Source organism: Salinicola peritrichatus (assembly GCF_003206715.1).
In the GTDB taxonomy this organism is placed as follows: domain Bacteria; phylum Pseudomonadota; class Gammaproteobacteria; order Pseudomonadales; family Halomonadaceae; genus Salinicola; species Salinicola peritrichatus.
This window is the reverse complement of the sequence record NZ_PZJU01000002.1, coordinates 88,613-111,190: the sequence shown is the minus strand read 5'-3', so window position 1 is coordinate 111,190 and position 22,578 is coordinate 88,613. Positions and strand designations below refer to the sequence as shown.

18 protein-coding genes and 1 riboswitch are annotated in these 22,578 nt (G+C 65.0%); of the genes, 4 read left to right on the top strand and 14 right to left on the bottom strand.

Translation table 11 applies throughout. The annotated features are described in order from the left end of the window. Nucleotides 1-184: 184 nt before the first annotated feature. Entirely contained in the window at nucleotides 185-1,633 is a 1,449-nt protein-coding gene (locus DOM57_RS00635) for a sodium-dependent transporter (protein ID WP_110647308.1), read from the top strand. Here the strand turns inward: DOM57_RS00635 and DOM57_RS00630 are convergent. Beyond that, nucleotides 1,605-2,393 carry an SIMPL domain-containing protein gene (locus tag DOM57_RS00630; protein ID WP_204352815.1) on the bottom strand — a complete coding sequence of 263 codons (789 nt, stop codon included), beginning with the start codon at nucleotides 2,391-2,393 and terminating at the stop codon, nucleotides 1,605-1,607. The two genes, DOM57_RS00635 and DOM57_RS00630, sit on opposite strands and share 29 nt — an antisense overlap. A 184-nt stretch (nucleotides 2,394-2,577) precedes the next feature. Here DOM57_RS00630 and DOM57_RS00625 point away from each other — a divergent pair, with 184 nt between their 5' ends. Continuing rightward, complete coding sequence (locus DOM57_RS00625) at nucleotides 2,578-3,411, top strand: cobalamin-binding protein (RefSeq protein WP_162619400.1); 834 nt, start codon at nucleotides 2,578-2,580, stop codon at nucleotides 3,409-3,411. Here DOM57_RS00625 and cobO read toward each other — a convergent pair. The 4 genes from cobO to DOM57_RS00605 form a co-directional block, all read right to left on the bottom strand. Further along, complete coding sequence (cobO, locus tag DOM57_RS00620) at nucleotides 3,405-4,004, bottom strand: cob(I)yrinic acid a,c-diamide adenosyltransferase (RefSeq protein WP_110647305.1); 600 nt, start codon at nucleotides 4,002-4,004, stop codon at nucleotides 3,405-3,407. The genes DOM57_RS00625 and cobO overlap by 7 nt on opposite strands. Nucleotides 4,005-4,016: 12 nt before the next feature. Further along, nucleotides 4,017-4,322 (bottom strand): winged helix-turn-helix domain-containing protein, encoded by a 306-nt coding sequence (locus DOM57_RS00615; RefSeq protein ID WP_110647304.1) that lies wholly within the window; start codon nucleotides 4,320-4,322, stop codon nucleotides 4,017-4,019. Nucleotides 4,323-4,405: 83 nt separating this feature from the next. Next, a complete protein-coding gene (locus DOM57_RS00610; RefSeq protein ID WP_110647303.1) occupies nucleotides 4,406-5,389 on the bottom strand; it encodes an SDR family NAD(P)-dependent oxidoreductase in 984 nt (327 codons plus the stop codon). Between the two features lie 47 nt (nucleotides 5,390-5,436). Then, nucleotides 5,437-7,071, bottom strand: coding sequence for an ArnT family glycosyltransferase (locus DOM57_RS00605; protein WP_110647302.1), 1,635 nt, complete (start codon nucleotides 7,069-7,071; stop codon nucleotides 5,437-5,439). A gap of 198 nt (nucleotides 7,072-7,269) precedes the next feature. Here DOM57_RS00605 and DOM57_RS00600 point away from each other — a divergent pair, with 198 nt between their 5' ends. After that, entirely contained in the window at nucleotides 7,270-7,932 is a 663-nt protein-coding gene (locus DOM57_RS00600) for a response regulator (RefSeq protein WP_110647301.1), read from the top strand. Further along, nucleotides 7,929-9,332 carry an ATP-binding protein gene (locus DOM57_RS00595; RefSeq protein WP_110647300.1) on the top strand — a complete coding sequence of 468 codons (1,404 nt, stop codon included), beginning with the start codon at nucleotides 7,929-7,931 and terminating at the stop codon, nucleotides 9,330-9,332. Before DOM57_RS00600 ends, DOM57_RS00595 begins: the two co-directional genes overlap by 4 nt. 34 nt (nucleotides 9,333-9,366) lie before the next feature. Here the strand turns inward: DOM57_RS00595 and DOM57_RS00590 are convergent, their stop codons facing one another. The 9 genes from DOM57_RS00590 to DOM57_RS00550 all read right to left on the bottom strand — a co-directional run bounded on the left by DOM57_RS00590 (nucleotide 9,367) and on the right by DOM57_RS00550 (nucleotide 22,358). Then, entirely contained in the window at nucleotides 9,367-11,100 is a 1,734-nt protein-coding gene (locus DOM57_RS00590) for an ArnT family glycosyltransferase (RefSeq protein WP_110647299.1), read from the bottom strand. A gap of 185 nt (nucleotides 11,101-11,285) precedes the next feature. Further along, entirely contained in the window at nucleotides 11,286-11,582 is a 297-nt protein-coding gene (locus tag DOM57_RS00585) for a lipid-A-disaccharide synthase N-terminal domain-containing protein (protein WP_110647298.1), read from the bottom strand. Next, nucleotides 11,579-12,358, bottom strand: a complete 780-nt coding sequence (locus DOM57_RS00580) for a glycosyltransferase family 2 protein (RefSeq protein WP_110647297.1) — start codon at nucleotides 12,356-12,358, stop codon at nucleotides 11,579-11,581. Before DOM57_RS00580 ends, DOM57_RS00585 begins: the two co-directional genes overlap by 4 nt. A 160-nt stretch (nucleotides 12,359-12,518) precedes the next feature. Further along, entirely contained in the window at nucleotides 12,519-13,595 is a 1,077-nt protein-coding gene (locus tag DOM57_RS00575) for a PA0069 family radical SAM protein (protein WP_110647296.1), read from the bottom strand. Between the two features lie 224 nt (nucleotides 13,596-13,819). After that, on the bottom strand, nucleotides 13,820-15,661 hold the full coding sequence (locus DOM57_RS00570) for a TonB-dependent receptor domain-containing protein (protein ID WP_110647295.1): 1,842 nt from the start codon (nucleotides 15,659-15,661) through the stop codon (nucleotides 13,820-13,822). A 166-nt stretch (nucleotides 15,662-15,827) separates the two neighbouring features. Further along, nucleotides 15,828-16,074, bottom strand: a riboswitch (cobalamin riboswitch). A gap of 273 nt (nucleotides 16,075-16,347) precedes the next feature. Continuing rightward, the gene (locus tag DOM57_RS00565) at nucleotides 16,348-17,208 is read right to left on the bottom strand and encodes an OmpA family protein (protein ID WP_110647294.1); all 861 of its coding nucleotides are present in this window, start codon (nucleotides 17,206-17,208) and stop codon (nucleotides 16,348-16,350) included. Next, a complete protein-coding gene (locus tag DOM57_RS00560; RefSeq protein ID WP_110647293.1) occupies nucleotides 17,205-18,011 on the bottom strand; it encodes a motility protein A in 807 nt (268 codons plus the stop codon). Before DOM57_RS00560 ends, DOM57_RS00565 begins: the two co-directional genes overlap by 4 nt. Nucleotides 18,012-18,175: 164 nt before the next feature. After that, the gene (locus DOM57_RS00555) at nucleotides 18,176-19,207 is read right to left on the bottom strand and encodes an SDR family oxidoreductase (RefSeq protein WP_110647292.1); all 1,032 of its coding nucleotides are present in this window, start codon (nucleotides 19,205-19,207) and stop codon (nucleotides 18,176-18,178) included. Between the two features lie 43 nt (nucleotides 19,208-19,250). Continuing rightward, nucleotides 19,251-22,358, bottom strand: coding sequence for an FAD-binding and (Fe-S)-binding domain-containing protein (locus tag DOM57_RS00550; protein WP_110647291.1), 3,108 nt, complete (start codon nucleotides 22,356-22,358; stop codon nucleotides 19,251-19,253). Nucleotides 22,359-22,578: the final 220 nt, after the last annotated feature.

Genomic DNA, 22,578 nt, shown 5'->3' with positions numbered 1-22,578 from the left:
AAGCTTTGCATAGGCCAGCCCAACCCTCCAGCGGTGCCACTCCCCGCGGGTCGCATGCCGGGCAGGCCGAAGGTACAATCCCGCCGCATTCACGCTTGCCCGGGCGGTTCGGCACGACCGTCCCGACCGGGCTTGACTTCGCTTTTGTCGCCTGCCGTCAGGCGGCTTTCGTGTTCGAGGAATCATGACCGCAATTGCACGACCCAAGGCTCTTTGGCTCGGTCGCTGGGGCTTCGTCCTGGCCGCCACCGGCTCGTCGGTGGGCCTCGGCAATATCTGGAAATTCCCCTACATGACCGGCGAATACGGCGGTGGCGCCTTCGTCCTGGTCTATCTGCTGTGCATCGCCGCCATCGGCATTCCCGTGATGATGAGCGAAATCGCGCTCGGGCGCCGCGGACGCGGCAGTCCGGTCGACGCCATTCGTCGCGTCGCGCGGGAATCCGGCCGTAGCGGGCTGTGGGCGACGCTGGGCTGGATGGCGATGCTGTGCGGTTTCATGGTCCTGTCGTTTTACGTGGTGGTCGCCGGCTGGTCGGTTTCGTACCTGTGGAAGGCGCTCAGCGGCGGGCTCGCTGCCGATAGCGTCGAGGGCATGGCGGCGATCTTCACCGCCAACAATGCCAACCCCTGGAATCTGGGCTTCTGGAGCACCCTGGTGACCGTGGCGACGATGGCGATCGTCGGCAAGGGCGTGCAGGCCGGCATCGAGCGCAGCGTACGCTGGATGATGCCCGGGCTGGTCATCATGCTGGTGATCATGATCGTCTACGCGCTGTTCAGCGGCGGCTTCAAGGCGGGCTTCCTGTTCCTGTTCGCCTTCGATCCCGGCAAGCTGACCGGCGCAGCGGTACTGGCGGCGATGGGGCATGCCTTCTTCACGCTGTCGCTCGCCTCGGGTGCGATCCTGACCTATGGCGCCTATCTGCCGGCGGATCAATCGATCGGGCGTACCACGCTGACGGTGGCGATCTGCGACACCCTGGTGGCGCTGATGGCGGGACTGGCGATCTTTCCGGTGATCTTCGCCAATGGCATGGACCCGGCGTCCGGGCCCGGCCTGATCTTCATGAGCCTGCCGCTGGCGTTCCAGCAGATGCCGCTGGGCGGCGTGATCGAGGTCGTGTTCTTCCTGATGCTGGCGGTGGCGGCCCTGACCTCCGCCATCTCGATGATCGAGGCGACCGTCGCCTGGTTGAACGAGAGCCATGGCGTATCACGCCGCCGCGCGGCCTGGGGTGTCGGCATCGTGCTGTGGATCGTCAGCACGCTGGCGATGCTGTCGTTCAACGTCGGCGCGGACTGGAAACTGGCCGGTCGCCACTTCTTCGACTGGCTCGATTTCCTGACTTCGCGTCTGATGATGCCGCTGGGCGGCCTGGGCATGGCGATCCTGGCCGGATTCGTGATGCATCGCCAGGCGATCCGAGACGAGCTGGGCCTGCCGCCGTGGCTCCATGTGCTATGGCAGTTCGTCATTCGTTACGTCAGTCCGCTGGCGATCCTGGTGGTGTTCCTGGATGCCCTCGGCTGGCTGGGAGCCGGCTTCGACTGGCGCTGGATCGCCGCGATTCTCGCCCTGGCGCTGGTGGGAGAGGCTGTCATCAGTCGTCGATCTCCCACACCACGCTGACGCCGGCGTCGATGCTGATCTCGCCACTGCGATATTTCGGCGCGGCGTCGCTTTCCGACTTGGCCATGGCACGCATCATCTGCGGTTGGTAACGCGGCGCGGTGGTCTCCTCGATGCTGACGACGTCGCCGAGGTCGACGTTCAGCGTCTCGGCCATCATCTCGGCCTTTTGGCGGGCACGCTCGAGGGCCTTCTTCAACGCCTGGTCGTCGGCGGCGTTGCTGTCCTGCAGTCCATAGCTGACGCCGTCGAGAGAATCGACGCCGGCGGCGGTCAGGGCATCGAGCACGCGGGGCAACTGGTCGAGGTCGTTCAGGGTCAGCGAGACCGAGCGTTCGACCTGGGTACGAACCTGCGGCGGCGTGTCGTCGTCGCCATTGCGCGGCGCCTGGATGTAATCGGGACGCACGCTCAGCGAGCCGGCGCGAATGTCGCCGCTCTCCACGCCGGCGTTTTCCAGCGTGCGAATCAGCTCGCCGGTGCGCGATTCCAGGCGATCGCGCGCTTCCTTGATCGCATCGCTGTCGCCGCTGGATTCCTGGCCCTGAACCTGCGCGGGGGTACGCTCCCACAGGCGCGCGTCGAGTGTCGCCATGTCGGGGGCGACGTCCAGTGTCGCGTCGGCCTGAACGTGAATCTGGCGCGGGGTCTTGTCGGCAAGCGCCGGCGTGGCGAAGACCATGGCGGCGAGCAGGCCGGCGAGGCCCAGACCTTGGGCCAGTGACAAGGGGCGCGTTAGAGGGCGGTTGGCGAGAGACATGGCGTTTCCTCTGTCGATAAAGGACATACTGCATCGGGAACGAGCACTGCAGCGAGTATCGTTCGGTTCCCATGCTATGCTCGGCCGTTCGTTTTTCCCAAGTGACCACACGAAGATGCGCCGTCTTTCCCTACTGTCGCGACTCCTGAAGCCTGCCTTCCTTTCAATGGCGTCGGCGTTACTGATGGCGCCGGGTTGTTTTCCGGCTCGGCCGGCCTGGGCCGATATCCGTGTCGTCGACGATGCGGGCAAAGCGATCGTGCTGACGCAGCCGGCCGAACGGATCGTCGCCCTGGCGCCGCATCTGGTGGAGATGAGCTACGCGGTGGATGCCGGTCGGCAACTGGTCGGTGTGATCGATGGCAGCGATTACCCGCCCGCGGCGCGCCGGCTCGACCGCATCGGCAGCTATCGCGGCATTCCGCTGGAGCTGGTGCTGTCCAAACGGCCGGACCTGGTGCTGGCATGGGGCAGCGGCACGCCGGCGGCACTGGTCGAACAGCTCGAACGATTGGATATTCCCGTCTATCGCAGCGAGCCGCGCCGGCTCGGGCAAATCGCCGACGATCTGCGCGACATCGGGCGCCTCAGCGGTCATCCCGAGGCCGGCGAGCGGGCGGCCGTGCGCTTCGAGCACGGGTTGGCGACCACCGCCCAGACCTTGTCGCCGCCGCCTCGGGTTTTCTATCAACTGGGCCAGTCACCCTTGACCACCTTGGCCGGCGGCCAGATCGTGACCCAGGTGATCCGCCACTGCGGTGGCGAGCCGCTGTTCTCCGACGCGCCGGTATTGGTACCCCAGATCGGTTGGGAGTCGCTGATCGAGGCGCAGCCGCAGGTGATTCTGGCTGCCGGCAACGACGATCGCTGGCGGGATTTCTGGCGCGATCACGACGAACTGCCGGCGGTGCGCGAAGATGCGCTCTACACGCTCGACCCGGACGCCATCAGCCGCCCGGGACCGCGCATGCTCGATGCCGTGCGGCAGGTGTGCCGCGCCCTTGGGCGAAATCAGTAGTCGATGCCGCGGCGCGCCTGTATTCCCGCATCGAAGGCGTGTTTGACGTCGTTCATCTCGGTGACGGTATCCGCCATGTCGATCAAGGCGCGATGGGCGTTGCGGCCGGTGACGATGACGCTCTGCTCGGGTGGTCGCTCGGCGATGGCGCGTTGCACGCTGTCGATGTCGAGATAGCCGAACTTGAGCATGTAGGTGATCTCGTCGAGCACCACCAGGTAGACCTCGGGATCGGCGAGCAGGCGCTCGGCTTCCCGCCATACCTCGAGACAGGCGGCGGTGTCGCTCGCGCGATTCTGGGTCTCCCAGGTGAACCCGGTCGCCATCACATGCACTTCGAGATTGGGGTCCTCGATCAGCCGCTCGCGCTCGCCGCACTCCCACAATCCCTTGATGAACTGGATCACGCCGACCCGGTAGCCGTAGCCCAGCGCGCGGGTGACCGTGCCCCAGGCGGCGGTGGTCTTGCCCTTGCCGTTGCCGGTGAAGACCAGTATCAGCCCGCGCTGTTCGGTGGCGGCGGCCACCTTCTCGTCGACATGGGTTTTGAGCTTCTGCATGGCGCGTTGGTGGCGCTGCTGGCGATCACTCACGATAGACTCCGGTCAAGGCGGTGGCGGATAACCGAGGGTGCGGGCGAGCTCTTCGGCATGGCGGGCCACCCAGTCCGGCGCGATCGGGCCCCAGTCGCGGATCACATAGCGACCGATCCGATGGCGCTCGCCTGCGGCCTGCTCGAATTCGCAGCGGATATCGAGCTCGGCCAGCGCCGCCAGGGTGTCCTGCGCGGTGCGCCGGGGCATGCCGGTAGCCTCGACGATCGCCGGCACGCTGCTGGCACGGCCGCCATCGATCAAGTGGGCGACATAGAGTCGGCGATAGAAGCTGGTGCGGGTCTTGCTGATCGACATGAACGGACTCGTCGGGTGGCCGGTGACGTCATCCTACGCCATGCCGGCCATTCCGACGAGACTCGCGGCCGGTGCCCGGGTTCTCAAGCGGCCATCGCATCGAGCAGCAGACCGCGATAGTCCAGCAGCCAGGCGACGAAACGTTCGATGCCCCTTTCCAGCGGGACCCGCGGGGTGTAATCGATCGCCGAGCGCAGCTTGCCGGTATCGGCCCAGGTCCGCTCGATGTCGCCGGGCTGCATCTGCTTGAAGTGCCTGATGGCCGGGATGTCGAGGGCGCGCTCCAGGGTCTCCACGAAGTCGAGCAGGGCGACCGGTTCGCCGCGGCCCAGGTTGTAGATATCGTGCGGCGTGCCACCGCGCCCGTCCGGGGCAAGCGGCAGCAGGCGCACGATGCACTCCACCACGTCGTCGATATAGGTGAAATCGCGCGCCATGCGGCCGTGGTTGAACACATCGATCGGCTCGCCCCGCAGCAGGCTGGCGGCAAACAGACACGGTGCCATGTCGGGGCGCCCCCAAGGGCCGTAAACGGTGAAAAAGCGCATGCCGGTGGCCGGCAGCCGATGTAGATCGGCATAGCTATAGGCCATCAACTCGTTGGCGCGCTTGGTGGCGGCGTAAATCGAGGCGGGCCGGTCGCACGGGTCCGTCTCGCGGAAGGGCAGCGTCTCCTGGCGGCCATAGACGGAGCTCGACGAAGCGTAGAGCAGATGCTCGATCCGGTAACGTCGACAGAGGTCCAGCAGGTTGAGAAAGCCGGTGAGATTGCTGTGGCCGTACTGATGGGGATGTTCGACCGAATGGCGCACGCCGGCCTGGGCCGCGAGGTGCACGACGTGGCTGAAGCGCTCCCGGGCGAACAGCTTCTCCAGTGCCGGCAGATCGGCGATGTCGACGGCATGAAAGGGCACGCCGGATAACTGCTCGAGACGTGCCTGCTTCAGTGACACGGCGTAATAGTCGTTGAGATTGTCCAGCGCGACGATGTCGTGCCCATCCCGGGCGAGGCGGTCGGCAAGATGAAAGCCGATGAATCCGGCCGCGCCGGTAACGAGTATTTTCATGATATTTCCTGAATGGTGACCCAAGAGCGATGAGTTTCGTTTCCCTGTTAGCGGCGATCGGGACAGCCGGCCTCGTTCCCGCTCGGGAAAAGGGCGCGGATCGGCGCGATGTCGAGTTTCCCTCCGCGATATTCGAAAACGTGAACGGCGTTGTCGTTGACGATGAATGGGCGCATATCCCGGTCACGACCGACGATCCAGCCCGTGGGTGTCTGGCGACGGAACCCGCAGAGCGCGGTCGACGAGCCGTCCAGTGTCGCGAGCGGTCGCGTCAAGCGTCCGGCGAACTGGAACGTCGCTTGATAGCCGTTGCCGTCGAAGGCGACCGGCACGCCCTCGAGTTCGAGCTTGGCCAGCAGCGCACTTGGCCGGCCGACGTCGTAACGGCTCCACAGCGGGCCCAGCATCGCCTGGGTGACGATCAACACGGCGACACCCGTACCCAGGGCCAGACCGCGCGCCGCCACGCGCGGCGATGGCCAGCGCCGCCGATAGAGCAGCCAGCCCCAGGCGATCAGCGCCACCGCACCGAAGGGCGACAGCGTCGAGCGATCGAGCGCGCCGACACCGATGACCGCCAGGATCAGCCCGGCCACGCCGAGAGCGACGATGGCTAGCGCGGCAGCGCGTGCCCGGCCGGTATCTCTACCGTCCTCTTGCGCTCGACCGAGGCGATCCATGATCAGCAGGGCCAGCGCCGGCAGCAGCGGCATCAGATAGTGGACCTGCTTGCCGCTGATCAGCGAAAACGCGATCAACGGCACCACCAGCCAGATCCAGGCCAGGCGTTGATGTCGGTAGCGCGGCAGGCGGGGCCAGGCCGCCGGCCACAGCGACCAGGGGAAGGCTAACAGCGGCAGCCAGGGGAGATACCAGCCCAACGGTTGGGCATGGGCCATGGAATCGTGGAGCCGGTCGACGCTCTGACCCCAGAGCAGGTCGCGGGCATAGTCGCCGCCGCCCAGCCAGGCCGCCGGGAGCGCCCAGCACAACAGCACGACGATACCCAACAGCAGCGCCAGCCCCAGCCGCCAACGGCCATCGGCGCCCAGGCGGGTTGCGCGCCACCACGGCATGCCGAGCACAATCGGCGCCAGGGTGACGAATACCGCCGGCCCCTTGGCCAGCAGCGCCAGCCCCAGCCAGAGCCCGCTGACAACGCTTTTGCGGGTGGTCAGTTGGCCGGCGATCAACGGACTGATCGCTCCCAGCAGGCAGGCGCTGAGCAGAATGTCGAACATCAGCGCACCGCTGTAGAGGTTCCACATCAGCATCGCCATCAGCGCCATGGGCGCGAGGCGCGCACGGCTGCCGGCATAACCGAGACGACGGGCAATGCGGTAGAGATGCCCCATGGCGACCAGCGCGGCCAGCGGCGCGATCAGCCTGGGCCACCAGTCGTTGACGCCGAACAGCATCCAACCGGCATGGATCAGCCAGAACAGCAGCGGCGGCTTGTCGGCGTAGGCCTCGCCGTTCATCAGCGGCACCCAGCCGGCATGCGCCTGCCACATTTCCCAGGCGACCGAGACATAGCGGGTTTCGTCGATCGGCAACAACGGCCGTGCCAGCGCGCCGACGAGCGCCATCAACCACAGCAAGGCGATGATCAGCGTGTCGCGATGGCTCGCCTCCCAGCGCAGGGGATGCAGGTAACGCGCGGTTTTCAGAGCGGTGATCACGATAAGGCACCCAAGCTCGACTCGAGTCGTCACCCTGCGCGCCCAGCCTTAAGGAAATATTATCGACATCGGACGGCGGAACATGGCGAATGTCATCCCAGGATTGGGTGGCGATAAGAAAGCGTTAAGCTAGGTGTGCCTCAATACGCTGACCGGCTCTTTCGAGCCCGATGGCACGGTTGGAAAACGGACACGGCGATGCGCGTACTGTTGGTGGAAGACGATCCCCTGCTGGGAGACGGCATTCGGACGGCACTGATTCGGGAAGGCTATGTCGTCGACTGGTTGACCAAGGGTCGCGATGCGCTGGAAGCGGTGCGTGTCGAGCCATTCTCGCTGGTGATCCTGGATCTGGGCCTGCCGGATATCGATGGCCTCGCCGTGCTCAGGGAGATTCGGCGCCACTCTTCGCTGCCGGTGATCATTCTCACGGCCCGGGACGCCATCGAGCAGCGTGTCCAGGGACTCGATGCCGGCGCCGACGATTACGTGCTCAAACCTTTCGATCTGCATGAACTGCTCGCCCGCATGCGCGTGGTGACGCGGCGCGCGGAAGGGCGCTCGACGCAACTGCTGGCCATCGGCCGGCTGAGCATCGACGAAGCGCAGCGCGAGGTCTGTTGGGAGGGCAAGCCGATCACCCTCGGCCGGCGCGAGTTCGCGCTGTTGCTCGAGCTGGCACGGAATCGCGACAAGGTGATGTCGCGGCCCAAGCTCGAGAGCCTGCTCTATGGCTGGGGCGAAGAGGTGGGCTCCAACGCCCTCGAAGTTCACGTGCACCATTTGCGGCGCAAGCTCGACAAGCATCTGATCACCACCGTGCGTGGCATCGGCTACCGGCTGGACAGCCGCGTGGCATGACATCGATTCGTCGCTACCTCAATCTGACACTGGCTGGCGTGTTGCTGGTGGTGATGGCGCTGGCCGTGACGGCGGCCTACTACATCACGCACCATGAGATGGAAGAGATTTTCGACGCCCAACTGAGCCTGCAGGCGCGGGTCGTCTCGGCGCTGGTCGATGTCGACACCACGCCGGCGGAGTACGCGGCGATCGCCGAACGGCTCTCCCAGCCGCAGCATTTCGCGCGCTGGTATGGCCAGACCTCGACCCTCGTCGACAAAGTTGGTGACCCGAAACGTTACATCCATGAAGAGAGCATGCTGTCGCTGGGGTTCTGGGACGCCCAGCGTCAGCCGGTCCTGATGGGGCCGCGCTGGCATCGGGATGCCGAAGCCTTCCCGGCACCGGCCGAGGAGGGATATCGCTGGCAATCCTTCGACGGTCATCGCTGGCGCGTGTTCAGTATGCCGATCGAGGGCGGGCGCTGGCTGAGCGTGGGGTTGCGGGAAGCCTTCCAGGACGAACTTTCCGACAAGGTGGCGTTGGGCAACTTCATTCCGCTGCTATTTGCGTTACCGATACTGCTGTGGCTGATCGCGCGTTTGATCCGGCGCGGCCTGCGACCGATCGATCAATTGTCGCGGCAGGTCCAGACGCGCGGCGAAAGGGATCTGCGCCCGATCCGCGTAACCCTGCCGCGGGAATTGCAGGCGCTGCGCGCGGCGCTCAACGATTTCATCGGGCGCCTGGGCCAGACCCTCGAGCGCGAGCGGCGCTTCACCGTCGATGCCGCCCACGAGCTGCGTACGCCGCTGGCGGCGATGAAGATTCACCTCGACAACGCCCGCTACGGCGAACCGAGCGCGTTGGACAAGGCCTACAACGGTATCGAACGCTTGCAGCGGGTGGTCGAGCAATTGCTGTTGTTGGCGCGGCTGGATTTGCACGGCGAAGGGCCGGACTTCGAGTCGGTGGAACTCTCATCGCTGGTACTCGACCTGGCGGCCGATCTGTGGCCGCTGGCGGAAGCCCAGCGGCAGAATCTGAACGTGAAGGATGGCGAACCGATCACGGTGCGGGGCAATCCTACCGAGCTGGGGATCCTGATTCGCAACCTGCTCGACAACGCCCTGCGCTACACCCCCGAAGGGGGAGCGGTGACTGTCTCCATGGGGTGCGGGAACGCCCGGCCCTGGCTGAAGATTGTCGATACCGGCCCCGGCATTCCCGAGGCGCTGCTCGAAGCGGTCACCCAGCGTTTCCAGCGCGCCGCCGATCAACGCATCAGCGGCAGCGGGCTGGGCCTGGCGATCGCTGTGGAACTGGCCGAACGCCAGCGGGTGACGCTGACGCTGGCGAATCGGCCCGGCGGCGGCCTGGAAGTGCGCCTGGAATGGGATCAGGGAGCCGATCCTTGATACGCTCCGCGCCCTTTGTACCTGTAGCGTTTTCCTAAACCTTCGGCGCATCGCCGGATTCCTCCGGCAAGCTGGTCGGGGCGATGAACAGCGGCGCTGCCCGAGCGTCTCCCCGGCAGGCCTGCACGGCCGTCGCCGGAACCAGCCACCAGTGGTCGCCGTTCTGGATACCCAGGTCATGGATCTGGCCACGGTCGATACAGGGGTAATTCTCCGCCTGGCGTTTCATCGCCAACATCCACCGGTCGGGGTCGGCCTGAAGCCAGGCGAAGGCACGCCGGAACTGCGCTTTTGCCGGCGTCTTGTCGCCGAACTGGACGGAAGGCTGACGCGACTGCAGCAGGAACTCCTCGTCGAAGTCGGGTAGCGCCAGCCACGCCGTCGGCCCGGTAATGGCGGCGACTTCGGTCATCATGTCGCGAGGCGAGCGGGCGTGGTCCTGCAACGCATAACCCCAGGTCGACCAGCTGATCCAGAACACGACCAGCCAGCTACCCAGCGCATAGAGGCCCCGACGCGGCCGCGCCCATGCCAGCAGCCCGATGGCGATGGCACCGATGACGATCCACCAGCCCCAGGGCGAGACCGCGTGGCGCGCCGCCAGCTCGGCCAGCGCGGGCAACCCCGCCGCGCCGAGCACGCCGGCCACCAGCAGCACGCCGCCCAACAGGGCCAGCAGGCCGAAGCCGAGCCAGTGTAGCCGGCGTTTGGCCAGCAACCCCGGCAGCAGCGGCGCCAGCGCCATGACCAGCAACGGCAAGGTCGGCAGCATGTAGACGCCACGTTTTCCGGGCGATAGGGAGAAGAAGATCACGACCAGGACGACCGAACTGAGCGGGAGCCATGTTCGCGCGTCTAACCGTCGCAACCGGCGCCACCAGGCCGGAATCGCCCACGGAAACGCCAGAGTCAGCGGCATCCAGGCCCAGGGCAGCACCTTGACCAGATAGTAGTACCAGGGTTCGAGATGGGCCCAGGAATCGGCATAGCGCTGGCCGGTCTGCTTGAACAGGATATCGTCGCGATACGCCGCGAGGCCAGGATCGCCGCTGAAGGTCGCGATCAGAATCATCGGCACGCCCCAGACGGCGATGCACAGCAGCAATACGCCGACGCCCTGCAGCAGGTCCTTGAACGCGAGGCGCGAGACCTTGTCGCGATGGGCGAACCAGAGCCAGGCCGGCAGCAGCGTCAACGGCAATATGCCGACGCCCTTGGTGATGATGCCGATCCCCATCGCCGCCCAGCCGATCAGCCACCAGCGCCGGGCCGGGCCGAGCAGGGCATGGCGCAGCAGGCCGTAGCTGCCGAGGGTAGTGAAGAAGGTCAGCATCATGTCGATCTGCGCGGTCTTGGCCTGCAACACGAACTGGAATGCGCTCAGCAGGGCCACGCCCGCGAGCAGCGCGACCCGGCGACCATGCAGGCGACGACAGAGATCGACCACCAGCAGCAGCGTGCCCAGAGCGCCGAGCGCCGTCGGAATCAGAAAGCCCAACCGGACCGAGCCGGTCAGCCAAATGGCGATCGCCGAGGCCCACATGAACACCGGCGGCTTGTCGGGATAGAGCTCACCGCCGCGATGGGGAAACCAGAACTGGCCGGTCCTGAGCATCTCGAGCGCGTTGAGGGCAAAGCGGGGCTCGTCGGCGGGCCAGGGATCGCGCAGACCGATACCGATACCCAGAAGCACGATGGAGAACAGCACGAGCAGCAACCAGGCGCGCCGGTATTGCGTTTGGGTGGGATCGGTCCAGAGGCGTCGCATGAGAACCTGTCTACGATCTGCTGCGCGTCGGCCAAACATTGTTGAAAACACTTTCGGAATGCTCATTTAACCCCATGTAAACTCCGCTTTCTCAAGTGTTTTCGCCCCGACTTATCCAAAAATAGAGGCTTTAGCTCGCGAGATCGTAAACAAATTCTGAGCGAGGTTTCCGTCAGGAATGACTTTTATACGCCACGCTTGCTGGGCGCGCTGGCGTCATGGCGTTTTTCCCGTCGGATCAGCATCAGGTTGCGGACATAGATGATCAGCCCGGCTCCCTGGCCGGCGATGAACACCGGATCGCGCCGGTAGATCGCGTAGGCCAGCAGCGTGGCACCGCCGCCCAGGCTGAAGAACCAGAACGTGACCGGGACGATGCTGCGCCGGGCGCGTTCGCTCGCCAGCCACTGGATGACGAAACGGGCGGAAAACAGTGTCTGGCCGATGAAACCGATGACGATCCACAACCACTCCTGGCTCATCGCGTTGATTCTCCCTGAACGCTGGGCGTGCCCGGCTCAGTGTGAACGTCGGTCCGCGCCGGCGCGCCCTCGAACGTTGCCGGCAGCCGGCTCCGTCGGCGCAGCCACATCACGCCGAGCATGTCGACGAGACCGACCCACAGACGGTTGTTGAGTCCATAATGGGATTCGCCTGCACCACGCGGGCGGTGGTTGACCGGCAGCGATACGCAGGTGCCGCCCTGGGCCTGGATCAGCGCCGGCAGGAAGCGGTGCATGTGATCGAAGTAGGGCAGGGAGAGGAAGGCCTCGCGGCGCACCACCTTCAGCCCGCAGCCGGTGTCCGGCGTGGCGTCCTTGAGCAGCGCCGAGCGGACCCGGTTGGCGACTTTCGACGACAGCCGCTTGAGCCAGTCGTCACGGCGGTTGGTGCGATGGCCGGCGACCAGGGTCACGTCGCCGCGGCGGGCGCGCTCGAACAGGGCGGGGATATCGGCCGGGTCGTTCTGGCCATCGCCATCCAGCGTCGCCAGCCATTCTCCGTTGGCGGCCCATGCCGCTTGCCATAGCGAGGTGCTCTGCCCCGCGCTACACGCATGACGCAGGGGGCGCAGACGCCGATCCGCCGCCGCACGCCGTGTCAGCAGCGCCCAGGTATCGTCGGTCGAGGCATCGTCGACCACGATGACTTCGTGATCGACCCCCGCCAATGCATCAGCGATTTCGTCGAGCAGGGCGGGCAGGTTGCCGGCCTCGTCCTTGGCGGGGATGAGTATGGAAAGCAATGGCGAGTGCATCGAAGCTGGGTTCCTGACGATGGGCCTGGGAGCCGTCGCCGAAACGGCGGTGGCCTTGAGCCCTGCCATGGTGGCGAGACAACCTTAAAGCAATCTTAATGGGCCTCGATGCCGTTATGAAGTGTCGCTGACGGGCGTGAACCGCGCGGAATCGGCGAACTCAGACGAAAAGATCTCCCTGGGCGCGGGGAGGCCGGAAACGGCTGACGTCGAGGCCGCGATCCGGCCGGCGGTCGAGGCAGTGTTGGCGTGCCGCGCGACGAAAGCGCTGGCCGATCATGTCGACGAACAATCCCTCGCCACGCATGCGATGGCCGAAGCGGCTGTCGTTGTCATTGCCGCCTCGGGACTGCCGGATCAGGCTCATCACCTTGCCGGCCCGCTCGGGATAGTGCTCCTCGAGCCAGGCCTCGAACAGCGGTGCCACCTCCCGTGGCAACCGCAGCAGCACCCAGCCGGCGTTACCGGCGCCGGCCTCCGCGGCCCGAGCCAGAATCGTCTCGATCTCGCTGTCGTTGATCGCCGGGATGACCGGCGCGACCAGCACACCGACCGGAATGCCGCAGGCGCTCAGTTCGCGAATGACCTTCAAGCGAGCCGCCGGAGAGGCCGTGCGCGGTTCCAGCGAGCGTTTCAGTCCGTTGTCCAGCGTGGTCAGGCTGACGAACACCCGGACCAGCCGCTCGCGCGCCATCTCGGCGAGCAGCTCGCGGTCGCGCAGAATCAGCGCGCTCTTGGTCACCAGCGTGACCGGATGGCGGCACTCGAGCAGTAGCTCCAGCAGTGCGCGTGTCGTGCCGTACTCGGCCTCGATCGGCTGGTAGCAGTCGGTATTGCCGGAGAGGTTGATCGGACGGCATGCATAGTTCGGCTTGCAAAGCTCCTCGCGCAATCGCTCCACCATGCCGGTCTTGGCGATCAGCCGGGTCTCGAAATCGATACCCGGGGAGAGATCCCAGTAGGCATGGCTCGGGCGGGCGTAGCAATAGATGCAGCCATGCTCGCAGCCACGGTAGGGGTTGAGCGAACGGTCGAAGCCGACATCGGGTGACTGGTTCCACGACAGTGCCGAGCGCGGCGTTTCGAGCTGGACCTGTGTTGCCACGCGGGCGGGTAGTTCCTCCTGCCACCAGCCGTCGTCCTCGGCCACGCTGTGGGTCGGCTGGAAACGGTTGTCCGGATTGTAGGTCGCGCCGCGGCCTTTCAGGGCATGATGACGTTGCGGATCGTGTGGCATGGCGTTTCTCGGATGCTGTTTATATGTACAGTATCACTCCGCGCGGTCGGGGAGAAAGTGTTTAAGAGGGAAGAGGGAAGAGGGAAGAGGGAAGAGGGAAGAGGGAAGAGGGAAGAGGGAAGAGGGCGCCGGTTTTGGGGCTGTAAAATGCAGCTACGAGCTACGAGCGAAACCCCAAAACCGGCTGTTTTGCTGAATGGCGCGAATATCCCGACCTTCGCAGCTTAGAGGCTGAGTTTCACGCCGGCCTCGAAATAGCGGTCCTGGGTGTTGTAGCCGTCCGCCAGTTCGTAATCCTTGTCGAAAACGTTTTCCAGCTTGGCCGAGAGTTCGATCTTTGGCGTGACCTGCCAGGCCGTGCGCAGGTCGGTCACGCCGTAGCCGGCCACGCTGGTGTCTCCGTAGGGATAGGAGAACTGGGTGTCCCGACGGTCGCCGGCGGCACGCAGCGTGGCGCCGAAGGACCAGGCCGCCAGACTGTAGTCGGCGTCGAGGCGGCCGAAGGTCTTGGCACGCCGCTTGAGGCGCTCGCCGGTGTCGCGGTCCTCGGGGTCCTGGTGGGTCAGGCTGGCGCGCAGCGCGAAACCATCGCGTTGCCAGCCGCCGCTCAACTCGATGCCACGAATGCGGGACTTGTCCACGTTATACGGGATATAGGTCACCGAATCATAGCTGATCAGGTCGTCGATGCGGCTCTCGAAGGCCGTGATACGGGCATTCCAGGGCCCATGATCCAGCGCCCAGAAGGCTTCCAGGTTCTTCGAGGTTTCGGCATCGAGATCCGGGTTGGTCCCGTAGGGGCCATAGAGATCGACCAGGTTGGGTGCCTTGAACGCCGTACCGTAGCTGACGCCGATACGCTGTGCCTGGGTCAGATGATAAGCGTACCCCAGATTGCCGGTGGTTTCGTCGCCGAAGCGGGAATCGTCGTCGTAGCGCAGCGAGCCGGAGAACTCATGGGCACCGTACTGACGCTGGGCCATGGCATAGATGCCGTAGTTCTCGCGACTCTCCTTCTGGTATTGGGAACCGTAGGCATAGTCGTCGTAGTCGAGCCGTTCCTGACGATAATCGATCCCCAGTACGTCCACGCCATTGGTATGGCTGAAGCGGTGCTGTAGCCCGAGTTCGTTGCGGTGGGACTCGGTGCTGCTGTTACGGATATCGTCATAGCGCTCTTCGCGTTTTTCATCGAAATGCCCGGCGGTGATCACCATGTCCCAGTCGCTGTCGAGAGAGACATCGAGCTGGCCGCCGAAAGTCTGCAGATACCCCTTGGTCCGGCAATCCTGGGAAGCCGCGCCGGCCGGATAGCAGTCGTCGTACTCGGTGTCGACGTTTTGGCGCAGGGCGTTGAAACTCAGGCTGGTCCGATCATTGAAACGGTACGACAGGCCGATCTGGCCCCCGCTGCGCTCGAACCCGTCGCGTTCGCCACTGGTATCCGCCTGGGTGGCATTGAAGCCGTCACCGTCGCGATGGAACAGGCTGGCGTTCAAGCGGGTATCGGCATCGCCGGTGGAGACGAACAGGTTCTGTTTGCCGGTACTGTCTTCCCCGGCTCTCAGGTTAAGCGTGGCCTGGGTGCCTTCGCCGCCCCGGCGGGTGAATATCTGGATCACGCCGCCGATGGCATCGGCGCCATAAGCCGCGGCCCGGGGGCCACGCACGATCTCGATGCGCTGGATTGCCTCGACGGGCAGGAATTCGAGGCTGGCGCCGCCGCTGGTAGCCGAGTTGATGCGCACGCCATCGACCAGAATGACGCTGTGATCCGACTCGCTGCCACGCAGGAACAGGCTGGTAAGGCCGCCCGGCGCACCGGTCTGGGCGATCTCGACCCCGGCGCGCCCTTGCAGCAGCTCGATCACGCTATCGGCCTGGCTGCGCTCGATCTCGTCGCGGTCGATGATGGTGGTGCTGGCCAGCACGTCGGTCTGCGACTGCGGCAGGCGGTTGGCCGTGACCTGGACGTCATCGAGTCGATCGGCGGCCTGAACGGCCAGACTAGAGAAGGCGGTTGCCAGCGCCACACCCCGGGCGATGGAACGTTTATTGGAACGCATGTATTGGATCCCCAAGCGCGTATCGGCAACGCCGCCCACGGTGGATGGCGGCGAGCATTGCCGGTTATTCGAGTACGCGATGGGAGGACATGAGGTGACGAGGCCGCCGCCCAAGCTCGACCGAGGGGCGCAAGGCGCGTCGCCACTGGATGAGCCCTCCGCATCAGCCAGTGAGGAGAAACGCGCCGGTCTCCGGACTCTCGCGCGATGACCCTGGGTCATCCGACATTCACGCCTTCCCATGATGACGGACGTTCCCTTGAGCGTTGTCCGTCGGTCACAGTGGCTGGATGGCCTGGCGGCGCATCCCGGTGATGTCTGACGCGATTACCGTTGCGGGGGCAGTACGGGGTTCTCACCCGTTTCCCGAGGAAAACACTGCCTAAATGTCTGCGCAGTCAAATCGCTTCGCTATGACCGCCATCCCTGGCGGTCACCGAAGGCCGGCCTGCGGCCGTTCAAATTCGCTCCCGGCGAATTTGTGCGCGCTGCTGGAGCGCCAGCCCGGTCAAAATCCTCTCACCTATACCCCATAGGCTCCGGTTTCTGCGCTGCGTGCGCCTTGCGCTTTATACCGCTCGCCAATTTATTCAGCGTTTTCCGAGCACACGTCTCTCGACGCGCAGAATTGTCGCAGCTTCCCGCTTGCAAAGGAATCGCCGCGACCCCGGACAGCCACCATCCGCCTATCGGGCAGGCCCCGTGGTTTCCTGCAACACCAGTTCCACACGCCGGTTGCGTGCCCGCCCGTCGGGGGTATCGTTATTCGCCAGCGGCTCGGTGGAGGCATAGCCGATCGCGCGCAGGCGGTCGCCGTCGATGCCGGCCTGGCGCAACACGCGCACTACCGCCGAGGCGCGTGCGGCGGAGAGCTCCCAGTTCGAGGGGAAGCGGGCGGTCGAGATCGGCACGCTGTCGGTGTGGCCCTCGACGGAGATGGTGCTCTTGAACTCCTGCAGCATCGGAATCAGCTTTTCGACCAGCCGTCTTCCACTATCGCTGAGTCCGACGGCACTGCTGTCGAACAGCAGGTGATCCTGGATGCGCAGGTTGAAGCCGTGGGGAATCGCCGTGACCTCGACACCGTCGATCTGCGGCAGCGCCGCCGTCGGGGTATCCGGCAGGTCGAACAGCGGCACGTGGAACAGCATGGGGAGTGTCGCGCTGACGACGGCTTTCGGTGGCGGCGTGCTTGCGGGGGAATAGAATCCACTGTCCAGCGCTACTGGTGCCGGCTGCAACTGCCGGGGTGGCCGATAGAACTCGCCAATCGGTACGAAGGCGGGTTTGGGTGGGACGACCGTAGCGGGCGCCACCGCCGGTAGTGCGGTGATCGTTGGCGTCTCGGCGCGGTCGGGTTCCATCAACTGACCGCCGTAGAGCGCCAGCATCAGCACGAAAAAGGTGATCAGCAGCATGAGCATGTCGAGATAGCTCATCAGCCAGGAGTCGTTCTCGCTGCTGCGTCCGCTATCGTCGAACGGGCCGTCGCCGAGCAGCAGGTCGGCGAAAGGTCCGTCGGGGGCGAAGGAAGGCGATGCGCTCATGAGGCTTCGGTGGCGACCGGCTGGCGCATGTCACGCATCTCGTCGCGGTGCTCGATGCGATAGGTGTTGAGCGCCTCCTCGATGAAGGTCGGCAGGCGCCGCTTGCTGACCATCATGATGCCTTCGAGAATCAGGGTCATGGCCATCAGGCGGGCTTCGGTGCGGCGTTCCAGCTTCACCGCAATGGGCTTGAACACCAGATTGGCGAGCAGGATTCCGTAGAAGGTGGACATCAGCGCCACCGCCAGGCGCGGACCGATGACCGCGATGTCGCCGGCCTGGATCACTTCCAGCATGTTGATCAGTCCGACCAGCGTTCCCAGCATGCCGAACGCCGGCGCGTAGATCGCCATGGTGCGCAGAATATGCGCTTCGGTACGCTCCTGCGCCTTTACCCGTACCATGCGCCAACGCAGCATTTCGCGAATCTCTTCTTCCCGGCTATTGGCGATCACCATCTGCATGCCGGTGCGCAGAAAGGGATTGGTGGCGCTCTCCAGTGCGCCCTCGACGGCGCGAATATTGCCCCGGCTCCAGTGGCGCGACATCTCGATCAACTGCTCGAGATCGGCATCCAGCTCCGCGGCCTGCGCTTCGCGCCGGAACACCACGGCGATCTGGCGACACAGGCGTTGCATCTCCTGCAGCGGATAGCTGATGAAACTGGCTGCCAAGGTGCCGGTGAGCACGATCGCCAGCCCGGGCAGGTTGAAGAAGCTGCTCGGGGCCTGAGCGGTGAACAGCACCACGGTCGCCAGCAGCAGGGCGCTGGCGATCATGCCGATGAGCGTAGAGGGATTCATTGACGGCTCGCTACCTGGAAAACGGGCATGCTCGCTAGTTTACGTCCAGTGGCCCGCCGCCAAAGGTGTTATTTGGCATGACTGGCAGGCGCTTTTCGGCGCTACGCACTGGCGAAGAGACCTGCGCCTTTGCGCTGCGGCGGGACTCGCTCGAGCCGAAGGATTCAATGCCGCTTGGCGAGACGCTTGCGCCGCTTGTGGCGTGCACGGCATACCACCGCACCGAAAAGCACCGCGGCGCCCGCGGCAAGGCCGATCTCGCGGCGATGAGTGGTCATTTGCAGTTGCATGCTGCCGGCGTGCGCCTGGCGATTAAAACGCCCGCGCGCGCCTTGGTCCCCCTTGACCGGTTGCCATAGGTTGTCGGCGCGCTCGGGCATTTCGTCCTCGGATGTCTGCTGGCCGCCGACCGCGTTGCGGGCCAGGTAGCGGTCCAGCAGGCCCGGCGCAATCCTGTTGCCCCAGATCGTCAACAGCGACGAAATGCCTACATAGAGTTGACGGCGGCGATGATGCGCCGCCCAGTAGATCGCGCGGGCACCGACTTCGGGTTGATAAACCGGGGCGACGGGGCGAGCGCGCTTGGGCAGGTGATTCCTGCACCAGTCGAACTGCGGCGTGTTCAGCCCCGGCATTTCGACGATCGTCACATGCACTTGGCTGCCTTCGCTGAGCAGTTCGCAGCGCAGCCCTTCGGTATAGCCCTTGATCGCATGCTTGGCGCCGCAGTAGGCAGTCTGCAGCGGGATCGGCCGGTAAGCGAGCGCCGAGCCGACCTGAACGATGGTGCCCCGGTCACGCGGGCGCATGCGCTTGAGCGCCGCCCGCGTGCCGTTGACGTTGCCCAGATAGGTGACTTCGGTCACGCGCTGGAACTCCTCGGCGCTCATCTCGTGGAAAGGGGAGAACACCGTGGTCATGGCGTCGTTGACCCAGATATCGATCGGGCCGAGTTCGGCTTCGATGCGCTCGGCGGCCCGTTCGACCTGACCGGCATCGGCAACGTCGGCGCTGATCGCGACGGCACGGCCACCGAGGGCTTCCACCTCGCTCTTGACCGCCTCCAGCCGCGCCTGGCTGCGCGCGATCAGGCCGAGCTGCGCACCGTGCCGGGCGAACTCGCGGGCCGTGGCACGTCCGAGCCCGGCGCCGGCACCGGTGATGACGACGATTTCCTGACGCTGTTGGGATCGCATAGGGACTCCTTTCCGCTGTCGAAAACGCATGGTTGGCAGGCATTCAGCCCCGGCGGCCTCGATTCAGTTTCCATAGCAGCAGGCCGCCGGCCACCAGCGCGCCGGTCGCCAGCGCGGCCCGTTGATTGGCGCGTTTCTGCGCCGCCGCGCGGCGGTGTTCGATCTCTTGCTCCGGCGGGCCGGCGGTGACCGGTCCGTGATGCAGCGCCATGCGCAGCACTTCGGCGATGTGCAGGGCGCGCCGTGGCGTGGTCTGGGCGATCTGTTCGCGGCAACTGAAGCCGTTGGCGATGATCAATGTCTCATTGTCGGCATCGCGCACGCGGGGCAGCAGCACGCGTTCGCCGGCAGCGATCGAGACGCCGTATTTCTCGCGCTCGAAGCCGAACGAGCCGGACATGCCGCAACAGCCCGAGTCGAGCACTTCATAGTCGAGGCCCATCTTGTCGAACAGCTTCTTCTCGGCATCGAGATGCACGATCGCCTTGTGGTAGCAATGCCCGTGGATCAGTGCCTTGCGGTGAAATCGGGGCGGCTCGTAGCCTTCGGCATGGTGAATCAGAAACTCGCTGAGCATGAGGCTGTTTTCCCGGAGCCGCTGGGCGCGGTGGTCATCGGGAAACAGGTTGGTGAGTTCGTCGCGGAACACCGAGATGCACGAGGGCTCGAGGCCGATGATCGGCATGCCGCTATCGATCTGCTCGCGCAAGACGTTCATGACGTTGTGCAGGTAGGCCTTAGCGTTGTCGAGCATGCCGAAGTCGTAGAAGGGGCGACCGCAGCAGAGCCCTTCCGGTGGTGGCACCACGCGGTAGCCCGCTGCCTCGAGCACTTCGGTCGCCGCCTGGGCAGTGTCCGGGTAGAAATGGTTGTTGAAGGTATCCACCCATAGCATGACCGGCGTGCCTTGCGGGTTGACCACCGCACGCTTGGCGAACCAGGCCTTGAAGGTTTCCGGCGCGTAGATGGGGACCCGGCGTTGCTCGGGCATCGACACGGCACGCTTGGCGAGGCTGCGCAGCACGGGCGCCTGGGTGACGAAGTTGGTCAGTGCGGGTAGCTTCGAGGCCAGCCGCGACCAGCGGTCGATGAAGCCGAAGGCATAGTGGGGAATCGGCCGCAAGCGCCCCTCGTAGTAATGGGAAAGGAATTCCGCCTTGTAGGTCGCCATGTCGACGCTGACCGGGCAGTCGCCCTTGCAGCCCTTGCAGGCCAGGCATAGATCGAGGGATTCCTTGACCTCCTCCGAGCGCCAACCGTCCTTGATCACGCCACCGTCCATCATTTCGAACAGCAGCCGCGCGCGTCCTCGTGTGGTGTGCTTCTCCTCGCGGGTGACCATGTAGCTGGGGCACATGGTGCCGCCCTCGTCGCTGCGGCACCTGCCGACGCCGACGCAGCGGATCACCGCTTCCGAAAAACGCCGTGAATCGTCGGGAAAGGCAAACCCGGTCTGGGGCTCGATCGGGTGGTAATGAATCAGCCGCAGGTTGTCGTCGAGCCGGTAGGGATCGACCACCTTGCCGGGGTTCATCCGCCAGCGCGGATCCCAGATGCGCTTGAACTCACGGAAGGCATCCACCAATTGCTTGCCGTACATGCGATCGAGCAGTTCGGCGCGTGCCTGGCCATCGCCGTGCTCGCCGGACAACGAGCCGCCGTAGGAGACGACCAGCTCGGCGGCTTCCTGCATGAAGGCGCGGAATTTGGTGACGCCTTCCTCGGAGCGCAGATCGAAGTCGATGCGCGAGTGAATGCAGCCCTGCCCGAAGTGACCGTACAAGGCCCCGACATAGCCATACTTGTCGTAGAGCTTGTGCAGGTCGCGCACATAGTTGCCGACATCCTTGGGCGAGACCGCGGAATCCTCCCAGCCCGGCCAGTGCGGGTGCTTGTCCGGCGGCGGAAAGGCGGTCGCGCCGAGGCCCGCCTCGCGCACGGTCCACAGCTGGTCGGCGTGGGCCTTGTCGTCGATGATCTGATAACCGGTGGGCGCACTCCGGGTCCGCTTCATCTCCTCGATGAGATCCCTGGCCTTGTTGTCGGTTTCCTCGGCGTCGGCGCCACCGAACTCGACCAGCAGATAGGCACAGCCCTCGGGAAGATGACGCAGCACACCTTCGTGCATGTGCTGCTTGATCTCGTCGCTGAACAGCCGATGGTCGATGCCTTCCACCGCGATCGGCCGGGCCTTCATGATCTCCTCGGCATGATCGCCGGCGGCGGCGATGTCCTCGAAGCCGATCACCGCCAGGGTGCGATGCTTGACGTTCTCGGTCAGCTTGAGGGTGGCGTGCAGCACCGTCATGCAGGTGCCTTCGGTGCCGCACAAGGCGCTGGCCAGATTGAAACCGTTTTCGGGCAGCAGATCGTCGAGGTTGTAGCCCGACACGCGTCGCGGCATGTTTTCGATCCGGGGGTAATACTGGCGGATTTGCTCGGCGTACTCGTCGCGCAGTGCCTTGAGCCTGGCGAAGATCTCGCCCTGGCGCCCGCCGGCGCTGATGATCGCGTCGATCTCGTCTTCGCTGTAGCGATCCTTGAGCGTCATGCGCACGCCGTCATAGGTCAGGATGTCCAGCGAGTGGACGTTGTCGCTCGAACGTGGCCCGTGGCCGTAGAACTGGGCCTGCACCGAGTGGATGCCGCAGGAGTTGTTGCCGACATTGCCGCCCACGGTGCACCACTTGTGCGTGGATGGGTCGGGGGGGAAGACGAGTCCGTAGGGGCCGAGCGCCTGGTTGACCTTGTCGTTGATCACGCCGGGCTCGACCGTGACGAGGCGGTTTTCGGCGTCGATGTCGACGATCTTGTCGAGATACTTGGAATGGTCGATGACCACAGCGTGGTTGACCGTTTCCCCCGACAGGCTGGTGCCGGCGCCGCGCGACAGGATCGGTACGTCGTGGGCGCGGCAGATGCGATGGATGGCGATCACGTCGTCGATCGTCCTGGGGATGGTGACGCCGATCGGCGGCTGGCGGTAGTTCGAGGCGTCGTTGGCATAGAGCGCGCGACTGCCGGCATCGAAGCGGACTTCACCGTCGATCGCGGCGGCGAGTTCCCGGGCGAGATCATGTCGCTCGTCTGGCGGGGCTTTGGGACTGCCGTGTAAGGCCTCTTGAGGGGCGCTGGTCTGTAGGTCGGTCATCGCTGACTCCTTGGAAACACTGCCTAAATGTCTGCGCAGAAGAATCGCTGCGTTGCGCGGTGCTCGAAAGCTCGCCTAACCCCATGTTATGTCTCGCCTTCTGCGCTCCGTGCGCCTTGCGCTCCATCCTGCTCGTCAATTTATTCAGCGTTTCCCTTGCGATAACGTCACGCGAAAGCGAGGCCGGCGAGAAACAGGGTACGGCGAAGACCGGCGTGCT